The organism is Streptomyces sp. SAS_272, assembly GCF_052543235.1.
Map to the genome: position 1 here is coordinate 33,527 of NZ_JBMNDR010000040.1, position 21,233 is coordinate 54,759.

Annotated in this window: 15 protein-coding genes; 8 read left to right on the forward strand and 7 right to left on the reverse strand. The window is 70.2% G+C overall.

The features are described 5' to 3' along the window. The first annotated feature begins 259 nt into the window (after window positions 1-259). Both ACN6LD_RS22635 and ACN6LD_RS22640 read left to right on the forward strand, forming a co-directional pair. On the forward strand, window positions 260-6,733 hold the full coding sequence (locus ACN6LD_RS22635) for an RHS repeat domain-containing protein (RefSeq protein ID WP_445044113.1): 6,474 nt from the start codon (window positions 260-262) through the stop codon (window positions 6,731-6,733). 114 nt (window positions 6,734-6,847) lie between these two features. Continuing rightward, entirely contained in the window at window positions 6,848-7,510 is a 663-nt protein-coding gene (locus tag ACN6LD_RS22640) for a hypothetical protein (protein WP_445044134.1), read from the forward strand. 62 nt (window positions 7,511-7,572) lie between these two features. Here the strand turns inward: ACN6LD_RS22640 and ACN6LD_RS22645 are convergent, their stop codons facing one another. Continuing rightward, window positions 7,573-8,448 carry an endo alpha-1,4 polygalactosaminidase gene (locus tag ACN6LD_RS22645; protein ID WP_445044114.1) on the reverse strand — a complete coding sequence of 292 codons (876 nt, stop codon included), beginning with the start codon at window positions 8,446-8,448 and terminating at the stop codon, window positions 7,573-7,575. Between the two features lie 533 nt (window positions 8,449-8,981). Here ACN6LD_RS22645 and ACN6LD_RS22650 point away from each other — a divergent pair. Next, window positions 8,982-9,350 (forward strand): hypothetical protein, encoded by a 369-nt coding sequence (locus ACN6LD_RS22650; RefSeq protein WP_319186864.1) that lies wholly within the window; start codon window positions 8,982-8,984, stop codon window positions 9,348-9,350. Between the two features lie 217 nt (window positions 9,351-9,567). Here ACN6LD_RS22650 and pip read toward each other — a convergent pair whose 3' ends face one another. Beyond that, on the reverse strand, window positions 9,568-10,527 hold the full coding sequence (gene pip / locus ACN6LD_RS22655; protein ID WP_445044115.1) for a prolyl aminopeptidase: 960 nt from the start codon (window positions 10,525-10,527) through the stop codon (window positions 9,568-9,570). Between the two features lie 355 nt (window positions 10,528-10,882). Here pip and ACN6LD_RS22660 point away from each other — a divergent pair, with 355 nt between their 5' ends. After that, window positions 10,883-11,851 (forward strand): glycoside hydrolase family 11 protein, encoded by a 969-nt coding sequence (locus ACN6LD_RS22660; RefSeq protein ID WP_319186866.1) that lies wholly within the window; start codon window positions 10,883-10,885, stop codon window positions 11,849-11,851. 79 nt (window positions 11,852-11,930) lie between these two features. Continuing rightward, entirely contained in the window at window positions 11,931-12,908 is a 978-nt protein-coding gene (locus ACN6LD_RS22665) for a polysaccharide deacetylase family protein (protein WP_445044116.1), read from the forward strand. Window positions 12,909-13,100: 192 nt separating this feature from the next. Here the strand turns inward: ACN6LD_RS22665 and ACN6LD_RS22670 are convergent, their stop codons facing one another. After that, window positions 13,101-13,529 (reverse strand): hypothetical protein, encoded by a 429-nt coding sequence (locus tag ACN6LD_RS22670; RefSeq protein WP_445044117.1) that lies wholly within the window; start codon window positions 13,527-13,529, stop codon window positions 13,101-13,103. 368 nt (window positions 13,530-13,897) lie between these two features. Between ACN6LD_RS22670 and ACN6LD_RS22675 the strand changes: the two genes are divergently transcribed. The 3 genes from ACN6LD_RS22675 to ACN6LD_RS22685 are packed head-to-tail and all read left to right on the forward strand — an operon-like array spanning window position 13,898 to window position 17,043. Next, window positions 13,898-14,269: a DUF4333 domain-containing protein gene (locus tag ACN6LD_RS22675; RefSeq protein ID WP_319186869.1), complete on the forward strand. Its 372-nt coding sequence runs from the start codon at window positions 13,898-13,900 to the stop codon at window positions 14,267-14,269. A 19-nt stretch (window positions 14,270-14,288) separates the two neighbouring features. Then, window positions 14,289-15,008 carry an ABC transporter ATP-binding protein gene (locus ACN6LD_RS22680; protein ID WP_319186870.1) on the forward strand — a complete coding sequence of 240 codons (720 nt, stop codon included), beginning with the start codon at window positions 14,289-14,291 and terminating at the stop codon, window positions 15,006-15,008. Window positions 15,009-15,027: 19 nt separating this feature from the next. Beyond that, window positions 15,028-17,043: an FtsX-like permease family protein gene (locus tag ACN6LD_RS22685; RefSeq protein ID WP_319186871.1), complete on the forward strand. Its 2,016-nt coding sequence runs from the start codon at window positions 15,028-15,030 to the stop codon at window positions 17,041-17,043. 142 nt (window positions 17,044-17,185) lie between these two features. Here ACN6LD_RS22685 and ACN6LD_RS22690 read toward each other — a convergent pair whose 3' ends face one another. From ACN6LD_RS22690 to ACN6LD_RS22705, 4 genes are all read right to left on the reverse strand, one after another. Then, window positions 17,186-17,749 carry a snapalysin family zinc-dependent metalloprotease gene (locus ACN6LD_RS22690; protein WP_319186872.1) on the reverse strand — a complete coding sequence of 188 codons (564 nt, stop codon included), beginning with the start codon at window positions 17,747-17,749 and terminating at the stop codon, window positions 17,186-17,188. A gap of 168 nt (window positions 17,750-17,917) precedes the next feature. Next, window positions 17,918-18,208: a hypothetical protein gene (locus ACN6LD_RS22695; protein ID WP_445044118.1), complete on the reverse strand. Its 291-nt coding sequence runs from the start codon at window positions 18,206-18,208 to the stop codon at window positions 17,918-17,920. A 258-nt stretch (window positions 18,209-18,466) separates the two neighbouring features. Beyond that, window positions 18,467-19,126, reverse strand: coding sequence for a DUF5825 family protein (locus ACN6LD_RS22700; RefSeq protein WP_319186874.1), 660 nt, complete (start codon window positions 19,124-19,126; stop codon window positions 18,467-18,469). Between the two features lie 99 nt (window positions 19,127-19,225). Next, the gene (locus ACN6LD_RS22705; protein ID WP_445044119.1) at window positions 19,226-21,178 is read right to left on the reverse strand and encodes a RiPP maturation radical SAM C-methyltransferase; all 1,953 of its coding nucleotides are present in this window, start codon (window positions 21,176-21,178) and stop codon (window positions 19,226-19,228) included. Window positions 21,179-21,233 lie beyond the last annotated feature (55 nt).

Sequence of the window (21,233 nt, forward strand, 5' to 3'; positions counted from 1 at the left end):
TTCCTGTCTCTCGAGCTCGATCGAAGGTCCGACCCGGGACAAAGGCAAGCGGTCGTCCGGGACCCCGCAAAGATCAACCGACCAGGTGAGAGGGGTATGTGTCCCTGTCAAGAATCAGACAAGAGGTTCCCGTTCGCCGGTGCGTGCCAACTCGACAGGCCCGTAGCCTCCGTTGCGTCTTGAAGATCGACTTCATCGCCGTGCGAAGGAGCAGTCCTTGCCAAGGACGACAGGTTCACGCGTCCGGACGGGCAGACGCGTGACGCACCAGGGCCGCCTGAGACATGGTCTGACGGCCCTGGCGTCGGTGATCGCCATGATCGTGGGCGTCACCGGCGCGGGCGAACCGGCCCACGGACGCCACCAACCCGGCTTCACCCAGGTCGAGCCGGTCCCGGTGAGCGCCGTACGCTCCCACTACGGCCCCGCCCGGCGCCTGGCCGACTCACCCTCTCCCAAAGTGACATGGCCCAGCGGCTCCGCCGCGTTCGCTGCCGCCGCGACCAACGGAGCGGCCCCGAAGACATCGGGCCGCACTGCCCCGCAGACGCCCGCGGCATCCGGTGCCCGGCTCCGAGCCGGCAGCCTCCCGGTCTGGCTCGCCCCCTCCTCCGGCCTCGCCCTCGGCCACGCCACGGCGCGCGTTCTGCCACGGGAAACCGGACAGCCGGCCGGAGTCGACGGAGTGCTGCTCCAGCTGTCCGGGCTGCCGGGCGGCAGCCACGGCAAGGTCCGAGTCGGCCTGGACTACCGGGACTTCACCGCCGCGTTCGGCGCCGACTGGGGCTCGCGGCTGCGCCTCGTGCAGCTCCCCGCCTGTGCCCTGACCACGCCACGACTCGCCTCCTGTCGCACCCAGACGCCCGTGGCCTCCGTCAACAGCACCACGGCACAGACTCTTTCGGCCCCGCTCGCCCTCGCCGCGGACAGCGTGGTCCTGGCCGCGACGGCCGCGCCGAGCGGCGGCGGCGGGGACTTCGCGGCCACCTCGCTCAAGCCCTCCAGCTCCTGGCAGGCCGGTGGCAGCACCGACGCGTTCACCTGGTCCTACCCGATCACCGGGCCCGGCGTCCCCGGCGGACTGACGCCCAACCTCGCACTGGGCTACGACTCGCAGGGCGTGGACGGCCTGACCTCGTCCACCAACAACCAGGCCTCGGTCGTCGGTGACGGTTTCTCGCTGCCGAGTGACTACATCGAGCGTTCCTACGCCTCCTGCCACGACAACCCCAGCGGCACCACCAAGACCTGGGACAACTGCTGGTCCGCCGACAACCGGCTCACCCTTTCGCTCAACGGCACCACCACCACCCTGATCAAGGACGACACCACCGGGACCTTCCGGGCCCAGGGCGACTCCGACGAGCGGGTCGAGCGGCTGACCGGCGCGACCAACGGCGCCCAGAGCGGCGAGTACTTCCGGGTGACCACGCCGAACGGCACCCAGTACACGTTCGGGCTGAACAGACTGCCGGGCTGGGCAACGGGGAAGGCGACCACCGACTCGGTGCTGACCGAGCCCGTCTACGCCACCGCGTCGGGCCAGCCCTGCTACAACGCCACCTGGTCCAACTCCTGGTGCCAGCAGGGCTACCGCTGGATGCTCGACTACGTCAAGGACACCCACGGCGACGTGATGTCGTCCTTCTACACGCCCACCACCGCCTACTACGCGCGCAACCTCGGCAAGACCGCCGACACCCCCTATGTGCGCGACGCGGTGCTCACGAAGATCCAGTACGGTCAGCGCGACGGCTCGGTGTACTCCACCAGCCCGGCCGCCCAGGTCGCCTTCACCTACAACGGCCGCTGCAACACCTCCGCCACCGGGTGCGCCACCTCCACGCTGACCAGTACCACTGCCTCCCACTGGCCTGACGTGCCGTTCGACCTGAACTGCGCCAGCGGCGCGGCCTGCTCGTCGAACTCCCCGACGTTCTGGACCGAGAACGAGCTGACGGGCGTCCAGACCCAGGCCCTCGTCGGCTCCACGGAGACCGATGTCGACTCCTGGGCGTTGACCTACTCCTTCCCCGCCACCGGAGACGCGACCACACCCTCGCTGTGGCTGAACTCCGTGACCCGCACCGGGCAGGACACCTCCGCCGGCGGTTCCACGTCGGCCCTCGCCATGCCCCGGGTGACCTTCTCCGGGACCCCGCTGTCGAACCGGGTGAACCTGACCGACGGCTACCCGCCGATCACCCGCTACCGGCTCAACACCATCACCACCGAGTCCGGCGGCATCATCAGCGTCGGCTACTCGGCCCCCGCCTGCGGCAGCGGCACCCCGGGCGACGCCGGACAGAACACCTCTCTGTGCTACCCCGGCTACTGGACCCCCACCGGACAGACCAGCCCGATGCTGGACTGGTTCAACAAGTACATCGTCACCACGGTCACCCAGCAGGATCCGACCGGCGGCGGCGTCAACGACAGCATCGTCACCCGCTACATCCCGGTGGGCGCCCCCGCCTGGCACCACGACGACAACCCGCTGACCCCCACTGCCCAGCGCACCTGGGACCAGTGGCGCGGCTATGCAGGCATGAAGGTCACCACGGGCACCGCGCCCGACCCGGCCACCGAGACCGACTACACCTACTTCCGGGGCATGGACGGGGACGCCCAGTCCGGCGGCGGGACACGCTCGGCGACGGTCGCCGACTCCCGGGGCGACCCGCCGGTGACCGACTCGGCCCAGTACGCGGGCCTGACCTATGAGGCGATTCTCCGCAACGGGCTGAACAGCGCAAAGGTCGTCAACGACACGATCACGGCCCCCTGGAGCAGCAGCGCGACCGCCGTCCACGCCCTGTCCGGCGGGCTGCCGGCGCAGAAGGCGTTCCTGACCGGCCGCAGCGCGGTCGAGGTCTTCACGCCGCTGGCGTCCGGCGCCACCCGGGAGACCGAGACCGACTACACCCACGACTCCCACGGCCGGGTCACCGAGGCCGACGACAAGGGAGACGTCTCCGCCGCGGGCGACGACCTGTGCACCACGACGACCTACGCGGACAACGCGTCCGCCTGGATCCTCGACCTGGTGGACGAAACGAAGACGGTCTCCGTCAAGTGCTCTTCCACACCGGCACTTCCCGCCGACGCCGTCAGCGACAAGAGGGCCTTCTACGACGGCTCCACCACCCTGGGCGCCGCCCCCACCGTCGGCGACCCCACCTCGACCCAGCAGGCCACTTCGTACACGGGGTCCACCCCGGTCTACTCGACCATGTCGTCCCTCACGACGGACGTCTACGGCCGACCGCTGACCAGCACCGACGCCGACCAGCGGACCACCACGACCAGCTACGACCCGACCACGGGCGCCGCACCCGCCTCCATCGTCTCCACCGACCCGCTGAACCAGACGCTCAGCCAGACCTACGACCCGCTGCGCGGGCTGATGCTGACGCAGACCACCGCGGCCGGTTACGTCACCAAGGCGCAGTACGACGCGCTGGGGCGGATCACCGCCGTGTTCCGGCCCGGGATCACCGCCGCCGCGACCAAGTACGGCTACACGCTCGCCGCCGACAAGCCGAGCTCCGTCATCACCCAGACCCTGAACGACGACGGCAGCTACCGCAGCAGTGAACTCCTGCTCGACGCCTTCCTCCGACCCCGCGAGACGCAGATCGCCACCGTGGACGGCGGCCGGGACGTCACCGACACCGTCTACGAGACCAACGGATGGGTGGCCAAGACCACCTCTCCCTACTATGCGGCCGGCGCCCCCAGCGCAACACTGGTGCAGGCCCAGGACGGTGACATTCCGTCGGAGACGGGCTTCACCTACGACGGCGCCGGACGCAAGACCGTGGCCACCGCCTATGCGCTGGGCACCGCCACCTGGAACACCACGACGGTCTTCGGCGGCGACTTCACCACCACCGTGCCCCCGAAGGGCGGCGTGGCCGAGACGACGCTCACCGACGCCCGGGGACGCAAGACCGACCTTTACCAGTACCACGCGGGCTCCCAGGCCGACCCGGTCCACGACGACGCCTCGGACTACTCCGACACGCACTACACGTACTACCCGGACGGCCACCAGTCCGGCCAGACCGACCCGGCCGGCAACACCTGGACCTGGACCTACGACCTCCTGGGCGACCAGATCGCCGCGACCGACCCCGACGCAGGGGCCTCCTCGGCGACCTACGACAACGCCGGCCAGCTGCTGACCACCACGGACGCCCGCGGCGACCGGGCCGGCTACAGCTACGACAAGGACGGCCGTAGGACGGCGGTCTACGACACCACCGCAAACGCCACCCCGTCCACCGCCGACCAGATCGCCTCCTGGACGTACGACACCCTGAAGAAGGGGCTTCTCACCTCCTCCACCTCCTACCAGCTCGGCACCGGCAGCCCCTCGGTCACCAACGCGGTGCTCGCCTACACCAGCATGGGCGAGGTCGCCGCCGCGAAGACCACCCTGGCCAACCTGCCCAGCGATCTGGCTCCGCTCGCTCCGTCCGCCGGCTACACGGAGTCGTACACGTACAAGACCACCGGAACCCTGGCCACCAGCCAGTCCCCGGCGGGCGGCGGCCTGCCCGCCGAGACGGTCGGCTACGGCTACGACCAGTACGGCCGGCCCACCAGCGTCGCCGGCACCGGCACCACCGCCTGGACGTACGTCTCCGCCATCGGCTACGACGAGTACGGCGACCCGCTCCAGTACTCCATGGGCCCGACCACCGACTGGGTCGACCTGACCCTGAAGTACGACCCGCAGACCGGCCAGCCCACCGACGCCAAGACCACCGACTCCACGAGCGCAACGGTCGTCGACGACACCGGTTACACCTGGGGGAACCCGGCCGTCTCCAAGGGCGCCGGACTGCTCACGGCGACCACCGACAGCCAGAGCGGCGGCTCGGTCGTGGACACCCAGTGTTACGGCTACGACTGGGCTGCCCGCCTGACCTCGGCCTGGACCGCCACCGACGACTGCGCCGCCACGCCCGACACCGGAAGCAGCGCCACCGTCGGCGGCCCCAACCCCTACTGGCAGACCTGGACCTACGCCGCCGACGGCCAGCGCCAGACGCAGACCGACCACGACACCAGCGGAAACAGCACCGCCGACAACACCACGACCTACCACTACCCGGCTGCGGGCTCCGCGACCGACCAGCCGCACACACTCGGCAGCACCACGGCCACCGGCCCGGCGGCCGCCGGGAACACGGCGTCCTACCACTACGACGCCTCCGGCAACACCACCTCCATCCAGGGCGGAGCCGCCGGCGACCAGACCCTTGGCTGGAACCACCAGAACCGCCTGGACACCGACACCACATCGGCCGGCGCCACCAGCTACCTCTACGGCCTCGACGGCGGCCTCGTCCTGCGCACCGACCCGACCCAGACCACCCTGTACCTGGGCGACGAGGAACTGGTGGAGAACGCCTCCACCAAGGCGGTGACCGGCACCCGTTACTACTCCGTCAACGGCACCACCGTGGCCGCCCGCTCCAGCACCGGCGACATCCAGTACCTGATCCCCGACCGGCAGGGCACCGACTACCTGTCCGTCGACTACCAGACCCAGGCCGTGACCCGGCGTCAGTACCTGCCCTTCGGCGGCGCCCGCGGCGCGGCTCCGGCCGGCTGGCTCGGCGACAAGGGCTACGTCGGCGGCACCGCCGACACCGCCACCCGCCTGATCAATCTCGGGCTGCGCGAGTACGACACGCAGAGCGGCCGCTTCATCAGCCGCGACCCGCAGCTGGAGGCCACCGACCCCTCGCAGCTGACGGGCTACGACTACGCCGCCAACAACCCGGTGACCGGCAGCGACCCCACCGGACAGAGCTGGTTCAGCTCCCTGTCCAACGCGGTCTCCAGCCTGGCGGACACCGCACAGCAGGTCATCGACCGGACCAACGCCCCCATGGCCGCACTCGGCTTCGGGCAGCTGCTGCTCGGCGGAGCCATGGACGGCCTGGGCGGTGCGCTCATGGCGACCGGCATCGGAGCGCTCGGACCGGGCGAGGCCCTGATCCTCGCGGGCTCCGCACTCGCCGTGACCGGCACGGCCACGGTGGCATCGGCGGTCGCCGCGCCCAACATCGCCTACGCCGTGCAGAACGGCGACGGCGGCGAGGGAAGCGGCGACGACGGGGGCGGCTCCGACGGCTCGGCCTCCGAGGATCCGAGCCGGGATGCAGATGCCCAGTCACTGGTCAAGGAACACAAGAAGGGCGGGAGGACCGAGCAGCTCACGCTGGACAACGCCTATCGATCGCTGGACGGTGCTCCGGAGGGCACCCGGGCCCGCGTGATGCCCGAAGAGAACGAGATCAAGAACGTGAAGGGTGCGAAGAACCCCGACCTCGAATATCTCGACCAGCAGGGCGAAGTCGTCGGCTACGGCGAGTGGAAGACGCTCGCCAAGGCCGACGCCGAACACTTCTCGGACACGCTTCGCGATGCTGTCCATCAGTTGCGTTGGCGCCAGGACTACAAGGGGGGCACCGACGTCAACGAGATCTTCATTCAGGTCCCTGACCTGGCCGACCCTCCCGCCGTCAAGCAGTGGGTCCGCAGCTATCAGAACGTCCGGGTGTCCCGGGGAAGCAGCCTCGGCAAGCTCCGCGGGTTCCATCTGCAGGTGTACAACGAAAGCGGCGCCGAACTGGGCGACTTCGACCTCGGCAGTCAAGACGAAGGGCATGTCGAGGGACATACCTACTATTCACCGAACGGGTACTCGTACTGAACCGCCTGCCGCCGCTGATCGACGTCAGGCTGTGATCCGGGACAGGGGCGGATGCGTACCGTGAGGACGCGTCCGCCTCCGTCCCCATTCTGAAAGGCACGCTCCTTGGCTTCGATGCTCTACCGAGTGCGCGAATCGTTTTCCGACGCCCCCAGTGCACTCGCGCGCGCGCGGGCGATCCTGCGTGACCTGGCTGACCTGACCTCCGACCCCTGGCCCCAACTGAAGCCGGTCGCAACGGCGGAGCAGTACGCACACGCCCTCCGTTCCTTCGGTGTCGCCCGCATTCACGGGGACCTGGGGCCGGGCGTCGTGCCGTTCCTGGACGAACTGCGGCGCCGCGATGCCGTCACGTTCGATGCGGAGCAGCCGAAGTCGTGGTTCAAAGCGGACCTGCGGCTCGGACCTGACCTGGCCGATCTCTGGCCGCTGCCCGAGGGCGTGATCCTCGCCCTGGATTCGTTTCCGCCCTTCGGCGGTCCCGGCGTCGAGCCCGAGGACGACTGCACCGAGGAAGAGCTCGACCAGATGGTCTCCGTGCTCGGGCCGCTGAGCCTGAACGTCGGCTGGACTTGCAACTGGCGGGGCATGTCATATGTCAAGGACTGTGGCTTGCAGCTCTGCCTGAACAGCGTCTGGACGGAGCAGACCACCGAGGTGTCCCCCGGTGAGTTCGGTTGCTGGATCCGCCTCGGCACCCGCGTGGCGTGGACGCCCGAGGGCGAAGCCTGGCGCCGCGACTCGGGACTTCTGCTCGGCGGGGAGCAGCAGGGGTGACCTGGACGCCGTGCGCCGTCTCACCGGCCACGCACACGGGGCACGGACCGACGTCGGTGTGATCAGCAGGCACGGTGGCGGTAAGCGCCGCTGCCGGGCGCGCTCACGCCCCGATCCCGCTGGACGATCGACAGCGTGCCGCCCCAGCCCGCGCAGGCCTGTCGGTAGCCGCTGTCGGTGTACTCGATCGCGTAGACCCGGTCGGCGTACGCCTCGGCGTAGTCCCCGCACTCGTGGTACTGACCGCACTCCTCCACCACGGCGAAGTCGAAGCCGATCGCCGTGCGTTCGGGCAGCAGGCCGGTCGTGTTCTTCTGGCCGACGGCGAGCCCAGCCGCATGGGAGCGCTGGGCGAGGAGCTTGGCGAACGCGGCGTTGTGCTGCTTGGTGAGCCGGTTGCCGGACCGCTCGTAGGAGTCGAGGTTGTCCGGCTCGACGGCTTGGAATCCGCTCGCGGCGCAGCCGTCGATCCAGCCGCCGACGATCTTCGCAAGCCGGGTCCGCTTGCTCGCGGTGGAGGTGTCGAGAAGTGCCTCGCCCCAGTCCTCGTCCTCGACGAGCGCGTGGGAACCGTCACGCAGCAGCAGGTCGGAATGGTTCTTCTGCCACCAGTCCAGCGCGTCCGGCTGGGCTTGGAAGGCGTTGACATAACAGATGTTGTACAGGCCGCGTCGGGGCTTCGCGGTGCGGTCCCGGGAGACGGCCTCGACGTCCTTCGGCGGGGTGTACGGGTGGCCGATCTGGTAGTCGAACTGCTGGTTCGGGGTCGGCAGGGCGACTTTCGCCGTGGCGGACTTCCGGGTGTCCGACTGCGGGCCGTCCGAGGTGACGGCCTGGCAGGACAGCAGCCCGGCTCCCAGGACGGTCGCCGTGCCGAAGACCGTGGCGACCCGTGCGACGTTCTTGGGGCGCAGCGCTACGGGGGAATGCGAGGGCACACGGGCTCCAGGTACGAGAGGGGGAAGGCGCGTCCGCACGGTGCGGGTTCGCATCGTCCGGACCATGATGCGCCGACGCGGGCTTGCACTCGTCCTCGTGGTGAGGCCGTCGCCGGCCCGGGACGGTGTCCGGCAGGTGCCGCAAGGTTTTCGCAAGGTCGATGGTCCAGCGTTGGCGTCACGAAACACGTGGACGGTCGCGCGGCGGGTGGTCGCCGCCCGGCAAGGAGGGTGCGTGCAGATGCACACGAGGGGGCGCGCTCAGCGGCTCGGCTCCGGGCGGGTCCGCTCGGTCGTCGTCGTCGCCGCGCCGGACGGCGCCGCTGTCGTGGGCTGACGCGCACGTCCTCGACCGGGAAACGGCGTTCCTGCCCCTGACCGGCCACAGGCGCCCCGTGGCCGTAGGGGCCCAGTCCGTCGGCGGGCTTCGTCCGGGCGGTGGTCGGCCGGCCGGTGTGGGCCGGACCTCGGAGCCGCGACCGGCCGAAAGCGTGCGGGTGCGTGTGGTCGCTCGCGATGTGAAGGAGACGCATATGACATTCAGAACGCAGGCATCGACGCCCAAACGGCTGGCCGTCGTCGCCGTGTCGGCCGCCGCCGCCCTCGTAGGGTTCTCGGCAGGTCCCGCCCAGGCGTTGACCTACAACATGAGTACGACGGGCGCCGCGGGTACGGCCACCTATGTCGGGAACGGCGACTGGTCGCTCCACGCCCATGACCCGCTCACCGACGGCCACTGCGCCCGCTTCCAGGTGAAGGACACGGACGACACCGGTTGGCGCTGGTACGGCGACATGGTCTGTTCCTCCGCCGACCAGTACGTGACGGGAGCCCGCTCGCTGTGGTCCGTCCGTATCTGCCGGACGGGAATCGGGAACTGCTCCGCCGCCGTCAGGCTCTGACCCGCACAGCCGGTGTCCTCGGCCGCTGGTCCGGCTTCAGGGTTGCCCCGCCGCGGGGGGCAGGACAACCTTGAGGCCGGGCGGCCGGGGGAGGGGTGAAGCCGTTGCGGTCTGCGTTTCGTGGTGCCGTCGAGGCGTTCCGCAGGCCCGATCGTGGCTCTGTCCCGGCACCTGCGGCCCCGGCCCCACATGCTTCGGGGGTCTCGAACGACGGGCTTCACAAACGCCGGAAGCGGTCGGTGGCCGTCAGGACGGCCTCCATAGTGCCTCCGCCGGACAGTCCGTGTCCCTCCTCGCCGATCAGTACGAGCTCCGCGTCCGGCCACACCTGGGCCAGCCGCCACGCGACGTCCGGGGGACTGCTGACGTCCAAGCGCCCGTGGACCATGACGCCGGGGATGCCGGCGAGTTTTCCGGCGTCGCGCAGCAGCACGCCGTCCTCCAGGAAGCCCGAGTGCCGCCAGTAGTGCGTGACGAGGCGGGCGAAGCGGAGCCGGAAGTGCGGGTCCTCGTAACGGGCGTCGGGCTTTGACCCGGGGCGCGTGGACACGTGCACGTCCTCCCACCGGCACCACTCCCGGGCTGCCCTCTCCCGTACGGACGGATCGGAGTCGGCGAGCATCCGGGCGTACGCCTCCGCGAGGTCGCCGTCGCGCTCCCGCTCCGGGACGGCGTCACGGAAACGCGCCCATTCCTCGGGGAAGACCCGCCCCATGTGCCGGGTGATCCACTCCACCTCGCTCCGGGTGGTGTTGGTGACGCTGAAGAGCACCAGCTCCGATACGCGTGACGGCTGTTGCTCGGCGTAGGCCAGCGCGAGGGTCGCACCCCAGGAGCCGCCCAAGATCAGCCACGTCTCGATGCCGAGGCGCTGCCGCAGCAGTTCGATGTCGGCGATCAGGTGTGGTGTGGTGTTCGCGGCGAGCGAGGTCCGAGGATCAGCGGCATCGGGTGTGCTCCGCCCGCATCCACGCTGATCGAAGAGGACGATCCGGTAGGCCGCGGGGTCGAACAGCCTGCGCCAGAACGGTCCTGCGCCGGAGCCCGGCCCACCGTGCAGGACGAGGGCGGGCTTGCCTGCGGGGTTTCCGCAGGCTTCCCAGTACAGGCGGTTGCCGTCGCCGACATCGAGAGCGCCGTGCTCGTAGGGCTCGATCGGTGGGTACAGCTCGGCCATGTGGGGTGCACCTCGCCTGTTCCGGATCCGTGGAGTCGGGTGATTCACCATGATCCACCAGTCGGAGGTGCCGGCATACGGACCGGAAGCATGTCGAAACATTCGAGATTTTCTGAAAGAGCACGGGATCTTGAAGCTCGAGTCTCCGAATGCCTTTCCCCTTCCATGCTTATCGGTAAGCCTGTGGCCAGCGGCTATGTGCACTTGACGCAACTGCTCCACTCGCGAATGTTTCGGGATCATTGCCGAAAGGATTGACAGTTGGCATGCGCATACTAAAACTGTCGGTCAATCCGGGGGCTTCCTGCGCCCGTCGGCCCCCGTCGACCTCACGAGGACGAGGAGGAAGCGCGACATGAACGCACCCGCACGCCTCAGGCTGTTCATGAGCGGTGTCTGCACCACGGTCCTGGTCGCCGTCGCCGCACTGACGTCGCCCGGCACCGCCCACGCCGACACCGTCGTCACCAGCAACCAGACCGGCACCAACAACGGTTACTACTACTCGTTCTGGACCGACTCGCCCGGCTCGGTCTCCATGAACCTCGGCTCCGCAGGCAACTACGGCACTTCCTGGCGCAACACCGGCAACTTCGTCGCCGGCAAGGGCTGGAGCAACGGCGGACGGCGAAGCGTGTCGTACTCGGGCACCTTCAATCCGTCCGGCAACGCCTACCTGGCCCTCTACGGATGGACGTCCAATCCGCTCGTGGAGTACTACATCGTCGACAACTGGGGCACGTACCGGCCCACGGGCACATACAAGGGCACCGTGACCAGCGACGGCGGCACGTACGACATCTACCGGACGACGCGGTACAACGCCCCCTCCGTCGAGGGCAATCGGACCTTCGACCAGTACTGGAGCGTCCGGCAGTCGAAGCGGACCGGTGGCACCATCACCACCGGCAACCACTTCGACGCCTGGGCGCGGGCGGGTATGCCGCTCGGCAGTTTCAACTACTACATGATCCTCGCGACCGAGGGTTACCAGAGCAGCGGCAGCTCCAACATCACGGTGGGCGGGACCGGCTCGGGAGGCGGGGGCGGCGGCGGAAGCGCGTGCACCGCGACAGTGTCCGCGGGCCAGCAGTGGAGCGACCGGTACAACCTCAACGTCTCGGTCACCGGATCCAGCAACTGGACGGTCACCATGAACGTGCCCTCGCCCGCGAAGGTCCTCTCCACCTGGAACACCAGCGTCAGCTACCCGAGCGCCCAGGTGCTGACCGCCAAACCCAACGGCAGCGGAAACACCTTCGGCGTCACCGTCCAGCCCAACGGCAACTGGACGTGGCCGACGGTCTCCTGCGCCGCAGGCTGATCCCGTCCGTCACGACGACCCCGCTCCTGCCATCGCAGCCTGTCCCCACCCCTGCTCCCCGGTTGGAGGACCACTTCTCATGAGCACCAGACCACCCCGCTCGTTACGCGCACTGGTCGTCAGACTGGTCGTCGTCGCCATGGCCGCCGCAGGCGCCCTCACCGTCCCGGCCGCCGCGCCGGCGCAGGCCGCGACCTGCAACGGGTATGTCGGGCTCACCTTCGACGACGGCCCGTCCGGCAACACCTCCGCCCTGCTCAACGCCCTCAGGCAGAGCGGACTGCGGGCCACGATGTTCAACGAGGGCCAGTACGCCGCGGCCAACCCGTCCCTGGTGCGGGCCCAGGCCGACGCCGGGATGTGGGTCGGCAACCACAGCTACACCCACCCGCACCTGACCCAGCAGAGCCAGGCGCAGGTCGACTCGGAGATCTCCCGGACCCAGCAGGCCATCGCCGGCGCGGGCGGCGGAACCCCGAAACTGTTCCGGCCGCCCTACGGCGAGACCAACTCGACGGTGAGGGCGGTCGAAGCCAAGTACGGTCTCACCGAGATCATCTGGGACGTCGACTCCCAGGACTGGAACGGCGCGAGTACCGACGCGATCGTGCAGGCCGCCGGCCGGCTCACCAACGGCCAGGTCATCCTCATGCACGACTGGCCGGCGAACACCCGGGCGGCGGTCCCGCGGATCGCACAGGGGCTGGCCGCACGTGGACTGTGCGCCGGCATGATCTCCCCGCAGACCGGTCGAGCCGTCGCCCCCGACGGCGGCGGCTCCGGTGGCGGCAGCAGGTGCACCGCAACCCTCTCCGCCGGTCAGCAGTGGAGTGACCGGTACAACCTCGACGTGTCCGTCACCGGAGCCGCCGACTGGACTGTCACCATGAACCTGCCCTCGCCCGCGAAGGTCCTCTCCACCTGGAACGTCAACGCCACCTACCCGAGCCCTCAGGTGTTGACCGGCAAACCCAACGGCAGCGGTAACACCTTCGGCGTCACCGTACAGCCCAACGGCAACTGGACCTGGCCCACCGTCTCCTGCGCCGCAGGCTGACCCGCCGGCCTGAGAGCGGGCCTCCTGGTGGGCGCGGACGCCGAGAAGGACGGACGGCACGGGACGGCCCGGCGGTCTGCGCCGCGACAGGTCGAAGCCGATGTCGGGTCTCCACCCCTGGATGACCCGACATCGGTCCGTCCTTCGGCGGTTCGCGGTCGCGCACGTGGCCCGCCTCGGCGCAGGCCCGCCCTAGAGGACGGCGGTCGCTTCGTCGTCGGCGTACCTGAACCCGTCGTTGTCGAAGTAGAAGACGGTGACCTCGACCTTGTCCCCCTTGTCGAAGTGCGACCCTGCGGCCGGGCGCATGGTCACCAGCGCGACATGGTCGTTGTAGTCGCAGACCAGCTGGTCCTTCTTCACGGTGCCCGCAGCGATGGACTGGTCATGGGAGCTGTGGTTGAGCGTCCTCGCGTTGGCGACGAGCTCGTGGTCCATGCCGACGTCGCAGGAGTAGGTGACCTTCACCTGCAGGCCGGGGGTGCGCAGTGACACCTTCTCGATGGACAGCAGATTGGCCTTGGCCGACGCGGAGGGCGCGGTCGCCAGGGCGCCGGCGCCGATCAGGAGAACGGTGGCTGCGGTTCCGGCGACGCGCCGGCGCAGACTGGATGACGTCATCTCGGTTTTTCCTTCCCCCTTGCGCGGTCGCCCTTGGTCGTGGTGCGGAGAATTCTCCAACTAAGCGGGCAACCGCGGCAGTTGACTGATTCGGCCTGAATGTTACGTGGTGGGGGAGCGGTCTCGGAACGGGATCGCCGACTACGTCTCGTGAGGAACACCGCACCCTGCCGGATGAACCATTCCCGGTCCGGCATCGTCGGCGTGCGACGCCTCGTCGGCCGGGAGCTCCGGCAGCGGGATCAGCCGAACGGCCGAGGGCCCCGGCGAGCCCGGACCACCGATCCTGACCGTTCGGCCGAGGCGTGCGCCCGGGGGCGCGGGCCAAGGTGGAGCCACATCCTCACCACGGACATCAGGAGTAGGCGATGCAGCGCAACAAGTTCCTCGTCGGCGCCGTCGGGGGCGCGACCGCGGTGGTCGCGCTCGGCGGAATCGGCACCTGTCTGCTCTCCGGAACCGAGTCGACCACGGGCCTGGACGCCCGGACCACCGTGTCGGTGGACGGCCACCGGGCGCTCTCGGCGGACATCGTCGCGGGCCGCACCCAGAGCAAGTACCACCCGCTGCCCTGGGTCGGTGACAAGGTCTCCGGCGTCACCTGCCCGACCGGGCTCAAGGCGGTGGCCGGAGCCACCGTCACCTGCACCGGCAAGAAGAGCGACGGCAAGACGGTCGAGATCCCCGTGCGGGTGACCAAGGCCGGCGCTCACAGCCTCACCTGGGCGTTCGAGCGCTGAGACGGAGACACGACAGACCATGAGCACGGTACTGGCCGGTCACGGCCTCGTGAAGAAGTACGGATCCACCACCGCCCTGGACGGCGTGGACGTCGAGGTCGGCGAGCGCGACTCACTGGCGATCATGGGTCCGTCAGGGTCCGGCAAGTCGACCCTCCTGCACCTCCTCGCCGGCATCGTCCGCCCCGACGACGGGCAGGTGCTGCTGCGCGCCGAACGAAGCGAGAGCGGGCCCCCGGCCGAGGATCTGAGGCGCATCGACGACCTCGGCGAGAACAGGCTGAGCGCCCTGCGGCGCAAGCGCTTCGGGTTCGTCTTCCAGTTCGGCCAGCTGCTGCCCGAGCTGCCCGCCGAGGAGAACGCCGCCCTGCCGCTGATGCTGGAGGGCGTGCCGCGCCGCGAGGCCGTCTCCCGCGCCCGCCGATGGTTCGGCCCGCTGGGCCTCAAAGGCCTGGAACACCGCCGCCCCGGCCAGCTCTCCGGAGGGCAGGCGCAGCGGGTCGCCATCGCCCGCGCCCTGGCCGTCGAGCCGGACGTGGTCTTCGCCGACGAACCGACCGGCGCCCTCGACCAGCGCACCAGCACGGAAGTGGTCCAGCTGTTGACCTTCGCGACCCGGGAGACCGGCGCCGCCCTGGTCATGGTCACCCACGACGCGGACGTCGCCGCCCACTGCGGGCGGGTCCTGCAGGTCCGCGACGGCCGCATCAGCGGCCACACCCAGTACACCGTCGCCTGATCCCGCTGGAGTGACTCCCGTGCGTTCCCCTGTCCTGCCCCTGACCTGGCACCTCGCCAAATCCTCCGGTCGCCGCGGCCTCCAGTCCCAGGTGCTCGCGGCCGGCGCCGCCGCCATGGGCGCGTTCCTCCTGCTGGTGATGATCGCCGCCACGCTCGGCGCGGGCGCTCGCGCAGACCACACCACATGGCGCGCCCCTGATGCGGTACCGGTGCAGCGGGCGACGGCCGTGCAGGTCACGACCGCCACGTACGCCCGCGACGAACCCGTCACCGTCGTGAACCTGGCGCAGCTGGCCGGCCGGGACAGGACGCCCGCGCCTCCCGGTCTGACCGCCTTCCCGAAGCCGGGCGAGGTGTATGTCTCACCCGCCCTTGCGGTGCTGCTGCACGAGCTTCCGGCCGGCCAACTCGCCGACCGCTTCCCGAAGGTGAGGTCCTACGGCACGATCGGCGCCGCCGGCCTCGCCTCGCCCGACGAACTGGTCGCGGTGGTCGGACGAGCGCCTTCCGATCCGACCGTCGCCGCGACCGCCGGCGGGCAGAGCTACTTCGACGAGAGGCTGACCGAGCGCGCGCTGATCTCCGGATTCACCGGCGCCGGGCCGAGTGTGTTCACCGCCGTCGACCAGGGATCCGTCCTGCTGGGCGTGGTGCTCCTGATCGTGCCGGTCGTGGTGCTGGCCTCGGCCGCCGGACGGCTCGGCGCGGCCCGCCGTGAACAGCGGCTCGCCGCGCTGCGGCTGGCCGGGGCGACCCCGCGGCAGATTCTCGCGATGACCGCCGTCGAGGCGGCGGCCGTCGGCGCGGTCGGCGCGCTGGCCGGGGCGCTCGCCTACACGGCACTGCTGCCCGCGCTCGCCGCGCTGCCGTACGGCGTCGGCGCCTGGTACACCGGCCGGCTGTGGGTGGGACTGCCCTGGCTCACGGCGGTGGTGGCGGCCGTCACCGCGTTGATCACCCTGAGCGCGGTGACGATGCTCCGTCAGGTGGCCACCTCACCTCTGGGCGTCGCCCAGCAGGCGAATCCGCGTCGCACCCGCGCGATCCGCCTGGTGCTGTTCGTCGCAGTGCTCGGCTACATCTGGATGACCACGAGTGACAGCGGCCAGCTGAAGCCTCGTCAGCTGGCCGCCCTGCTGGTGCTCTTCTACGGCGCGTTCTGGCTGTTCGGCCCCTGGGTCGTGGACCGGCTGGGGCGGATCGTGGGTCGCCGGGCCAGGCGCCCGGCCACGCTGCTCGCCGCGCGCCGGCTCAGCGACGACCCGCGCGGGGCCTGGCGCACCGTCAGCGGCCTGGTGCTCGCCGGGTTCGTGGCCGGGTTCTTCTCGGTCAGTACGCTCAGCATCGACGGCGCGAACCACCAGGGTCAGGTCGCGGTGATCACCGCGAACGCCGCCGACGCCCGGCACGCCGCCGCCGAGGCCCGCACGCTGCTGCACAGGGCCGACGTCACGGCGACCGTCACCGTGACGAACGAGGACGCCTATGACGGCCTGCTCGGTGGTGTGGACGGAGTGATCGCCCAGGTGTCCGGCGGCCGGGCGGCCATCGACACGGCGGTCACCGCGCTGACGCCCCTCGGGTCGGGCAGGTACCCGGTCACACAGGAGTACGTGTCCGCGCCGGACGACATCGTCATCGCCCGCGTCGCCACCGTCAGCACCGCGACCCTGGTGCTGAGTTTCCTCGTCGCCGCCGCCTCCGCAGGGCTGACGGCCGCAGCGAACGTCCTGGACCGACGCCGGGTGTACGGCCTGTTGCGGCTGTCCGGCGCCCCGCTGAAGATGCTGGATCGAGCCCGGATCCGCGAGACCGTCATCCCGTTGGCCGTGCTGGCAGGCGGCACCACCGCGATGGGCGTTTTCGGCGCCATGCAGCTCAACAAGGCCGCGGGCACCACGATGAACACCTCCGGCGCCGTGCAGCTGGTGATCTGCGTGACCGTCGGCGGGCTGGCCATGCTCGCTGCGATCACCGGCAGCAGGCCGCTGCTGCGCAGGGTGACACAGGGCCCGGCGCAGACGGCGGACTGACGCCGGGCCGACGGTCGGACCGCCGCGGCACACCGGACGGTCCCGGTCCACGTCGCACCCGGCGCAGGCGCCCGGCGCCTGCCGCCTGACGCAGTCCGGCGCGTGGTACGGCGCCAGGCGGCCGACGACGCTCTGGGGGACGTCAGTCCACGATCACCTCGCGGCCCGCCGCCGGATCCCGGCCGACGAGGGCGCCGCCGAAGTTCCCCTCGACCTCGGTCCTCTCCGCGGAGTTCGGGTACCGGTTCGTGCACGAGGTGCCCGCGCTGGAACCGGACATCAGACTCGAGCACGGACCCGGCTTGCGATCCGGCAGACCCAGGATGTGCCCGAGTTCGTGCGCGGAGATGCGGACCGTGTCATAGCCCTGGTCCACGGCCTGGCGGCCGATGTACACCGTGCCGCTGCCCAGGGCGGTGGGCAGGGCACGCGGCCAGCCGTCGTCCGCGAGGACGCGGATGTTCGCCCGTTGCCCGGCGGCAGCGGGCCGGAGCACCACGGCGTCGACGCTCTCGTTCCAGATCGCCGCGCCGCGGTCGACGGCGCTGCGGAACTCCGCGGAGCCGCCGGCGTCGTAGGTCAGGACACGGGCGGCGGCTGCCGGGGCGCTCGTGAGGCGAGGGGAGGCCGAGGCGTGACCGCCTGCCAGGGCCAGCGACATCAGACAGGCAGCGGCCAGGCCGCCGGTGAGCGTACGGACGTGCATGATCGACCTCCTTGTGGGGAAAGGGCAGTCGTGCTCATGACATTCAGGGAGTCCACTGCCCAGGCGGAGGCCCGACGAATCCAGTTCGGGTCAGGGCGCTAGGAGCGGTGGACGGTGACGCCGCCGACGAGGCCCCACGCGTCGATGCGCACCGTCGGGCCGCCCGGCTCACTCGGCCCTTCGTCCTTGACACCGCCGAGACGCAGCCCGCGGACCTCCACGGGGCCCCCTGACGTCACGGCGGACCCTGAGACTGACGCCGCCGATCAGGCTCAGCTTGGTGATGCGCAGCTCGGCGCTGTCGGGGATGTCGACGTCCGTCAGGTCGATGTCCGCGCCACCGATGAGGGAGGCGGTGACGGTCCGCTCGTGCAGGGTGGCTCCCGCCAGGCGGTGACCGCCGATCAGGCTCACCTTGACATCGGTCTTCTGCGGGCTCTTCCCGTTGTTCTTCGTCATGGGAAGTACCGTACGGACGAGGCGGTTCGGGGTGTCAGTGCCGCTCGTCCGGTGTTGCGTATGACAAGTGTCATGCCGCCGCCGGCTCGGCGCCCGGTCCCTGCGGCCTGGGGCGAGGACCGGCGTGCCGCGCCCGGGGACGTGCTCGCCGCGTTCGTGGCCGTCCTCGCTGCCCGACTCGTCGACCGCGAGGCCTCGATCAGCACGAGGCGGCCCGGGGTGCGGCGAGCGCGGCGACGGTGACAGGGCTCGCGCGGCTCACACGGCCATGGCCTCCTGGAGCCAGCGCGAGACCCGATAGGGCAGCCACCAGGCGAGCTCGCCGACGCGCAGGACGAGGTGCTCGGTCGTGAACTCCCGCAGGACGTCCGCGTCCACGTCGGCGTGGTGCACACCCGTACCCAGAAGGGCGATGGCCTCCCGGTAGCGGGGTTCGTCGGCGGTGAAGCGGCGCAGGTCCCCCCAACGGCGGTCCCGGATCTGGACGAACCCCGGCCCTTGACGCCAGACGAGCTTGCACAGGTAGTGCCGGGTCCGCCAGGCGTGCAGTGCCTCCTGCGCGTCTTCGAGACCGGTGATGGCGCGCGGCGGCTGAAGGTGGGACAGGACCTTCCAGTGGTGGGCGGACTCCCGGGGTGAGAGGCGAAGGTCCCAGTCGACGGAGACGGCGCGTGCGGTGAGGTCGCGGACCAGGCACAGCCGGTCGACGGCCCGGCGATGGGTCGTCGGATCGCCGGTGGACAGGTCGACGTCCGCGTCGAGTTCGGCGTGGCGCACGCCAAGGTCCCAGAGGCGTTCGACCTCGTGGGTCTGCGCGGTCACCGGGAGGGATCCCAGCGACATGCCCGGCAGAAGGCGGGCCTGCGGGTCGAAGTCGCGCCAGGCGCGTATCGCGAACTCCGGTGCGGTTGCTGTCATGCGTGGTCCTTCGTCCGGTTCGGGCGGCGGGCAGCGGTCGGCGGGCGGTCGACGGGTATCCCGTCCGGTGATCGGTGATCGGTGATCGGGGTCCGGCGCTCAGGACGGGACGGACGCGGGCTGCGTCCCCGCTCCGGTCGCCGCCGTGGTCTCCCCGCGGGTGTGGGTGTGGCGCATGTAGTCCAGGCGCAGCAGGTCCTGGTTCACGGCCGCGGGGGCGATGTGCACGTACTGGCCCGCGTCGGTGAACACCACACCGTGGGCGACCCACTCCTTGAGCAGCGCCTCCACGTCCGGCGCCGTGCACGACGCGCCCTCTGGGAGCCCGGCGGCCGATGTCAGCTTGCGGTGCAGCGCCGCGACGGTGTGCGGCTGGTCCAGGAGGCGGAAGGCGGCGGTCTCGAACGGATCGGTGAGCTGCATCGTCCGCCAGGGGAAGGACGGCCGCCTGCTGACCAGCAGAATCCGGTCGCCCAGGTCGGTGTGGGTGAGGCGGGCGTCGGCGTGGTGCTTCTTCCAGGCGGCGATGGCGTCGTTGAGGAGAGTGACCGTCGGTTCGCCGATGCCGCGCTCCGGAGCCTGGAAGACGTACGCGAGGTCGTGCAGTTCCGCCTCGGGCAGGTCGTAGGTGAACAGGTAGTGCTCCTCGGGCCGCAGCCCGGTGAAGCCCAGTTCCGGGCGTTTGAAGTACGGGCTGAAGCGTTCGATCGCGATGCGGGCGGACAGGTCGACCGGCGGGTTGAGGTGTTCCAGGGCGGGGAGCTGACGGATGACGGGTTCGTAGTCGTCCGGGGTCTCCCCGGGGAAGCCGTGCAGGTAGTTCCAGGACACCGACAGTCCGGTCTCGGCCGCGTCGCGGAGCATGCGGACGTTCTGGCAGCCGCTGACGCCCTTGTCCATGAGGTCGAGGACACGGCTGTTGAGGCTTTCGATGCCGGGCTGGACGTAGATGAGCCCGGCGTCCGCCAGCACCTGCAGCTGCGGGCGCCGCATGTTGGCCTTGATCTCGATGTGCATGCGCAGGTCGTAGCCGCTGTCGACGATGCGGGGCAGGACGGTGGACAGGTAGCGCATGTCCAGGATGTTGTCGACCACGTACATGTCGAGCACCCGGTGGCGCTCCGCCAGATCCATGATCTCCCGGTAGAAGGTGTCGGGGCTCTTGCTGCGGAACTCCATGAAGGAGCCGTTGAGGCCGCAGAAGGTGCAGTGGTGCTTCTCTCCCCACCAGCAGCCGCGCGCACCCTCCACGACCAGTTTGGGCTCCACCCAGTTGCGTGCCACGGACGCGGCGAGACGTTCGAAGTAGCCGCTGTAGTCGGGCGGCAGGATCGCCGCGGGCGGCAGCGGTCCGGTCGGCATGGGGTTGGCCGTGTGCCGGTCGTCCTGCGTGCGGTGGCACAGCCCCGGGACGGCCGCCGCGGCCGTCGGGTCGCCGTCGCGCAGCGCGGACAGCAGCCGGGGAAAGGCGTCCTCGCCCTCGCCGCGGACCACGTAGTCCACGAAGGGGAAGTTGCGGTGCACGGCGGCGCCCTGCTCGGCGTCGCAGTTGGCCCCGCCCATGACGGTCACGATGTGCGGGGCGAGGCGTTTGATCTGCCGGGCCGCCGCCAGCGCCGCGGTGTTCTGCTGGAAAGTGGAGGTGAACCCGACCACGTCGGGCTGAAGATCCACCACACGGCGGGCCACGTCCGCGACGAACTCGGGCACGAGCCGGTGGAGTTCACGGGTCATGCGCATCCTGGAGCGGCGCAGCTTCGACGCCATCACGTCGACGAACTCGGACTCCCTCCACTCCGGGTCGTCGTAGAGCGCCGAGGAGAACACCCAGTCACCGCAGCCGAGGAAGTAGGAGGACAGGGCGTAGTACTCGTAGTCCTCGGCGGTGAACTCGGTGCGGCTGGTGATCCAGTCGGTGAACTCCAGATTGGCGTGCAGCACCTCGCACGTCGCGTCCCGGACTTTGTCGTCGACGCTTCGTTTCAGGATGCCGAGCGCCAATGAGGGCAGGTCGATCGGGGACCAGGGCATGTTGACGAGAAGAACGCGCACGGTGGGCTCCTTGCGCACGGGCGGCCGGCAGGACGGGAGATGCGGGGAGCCCGGC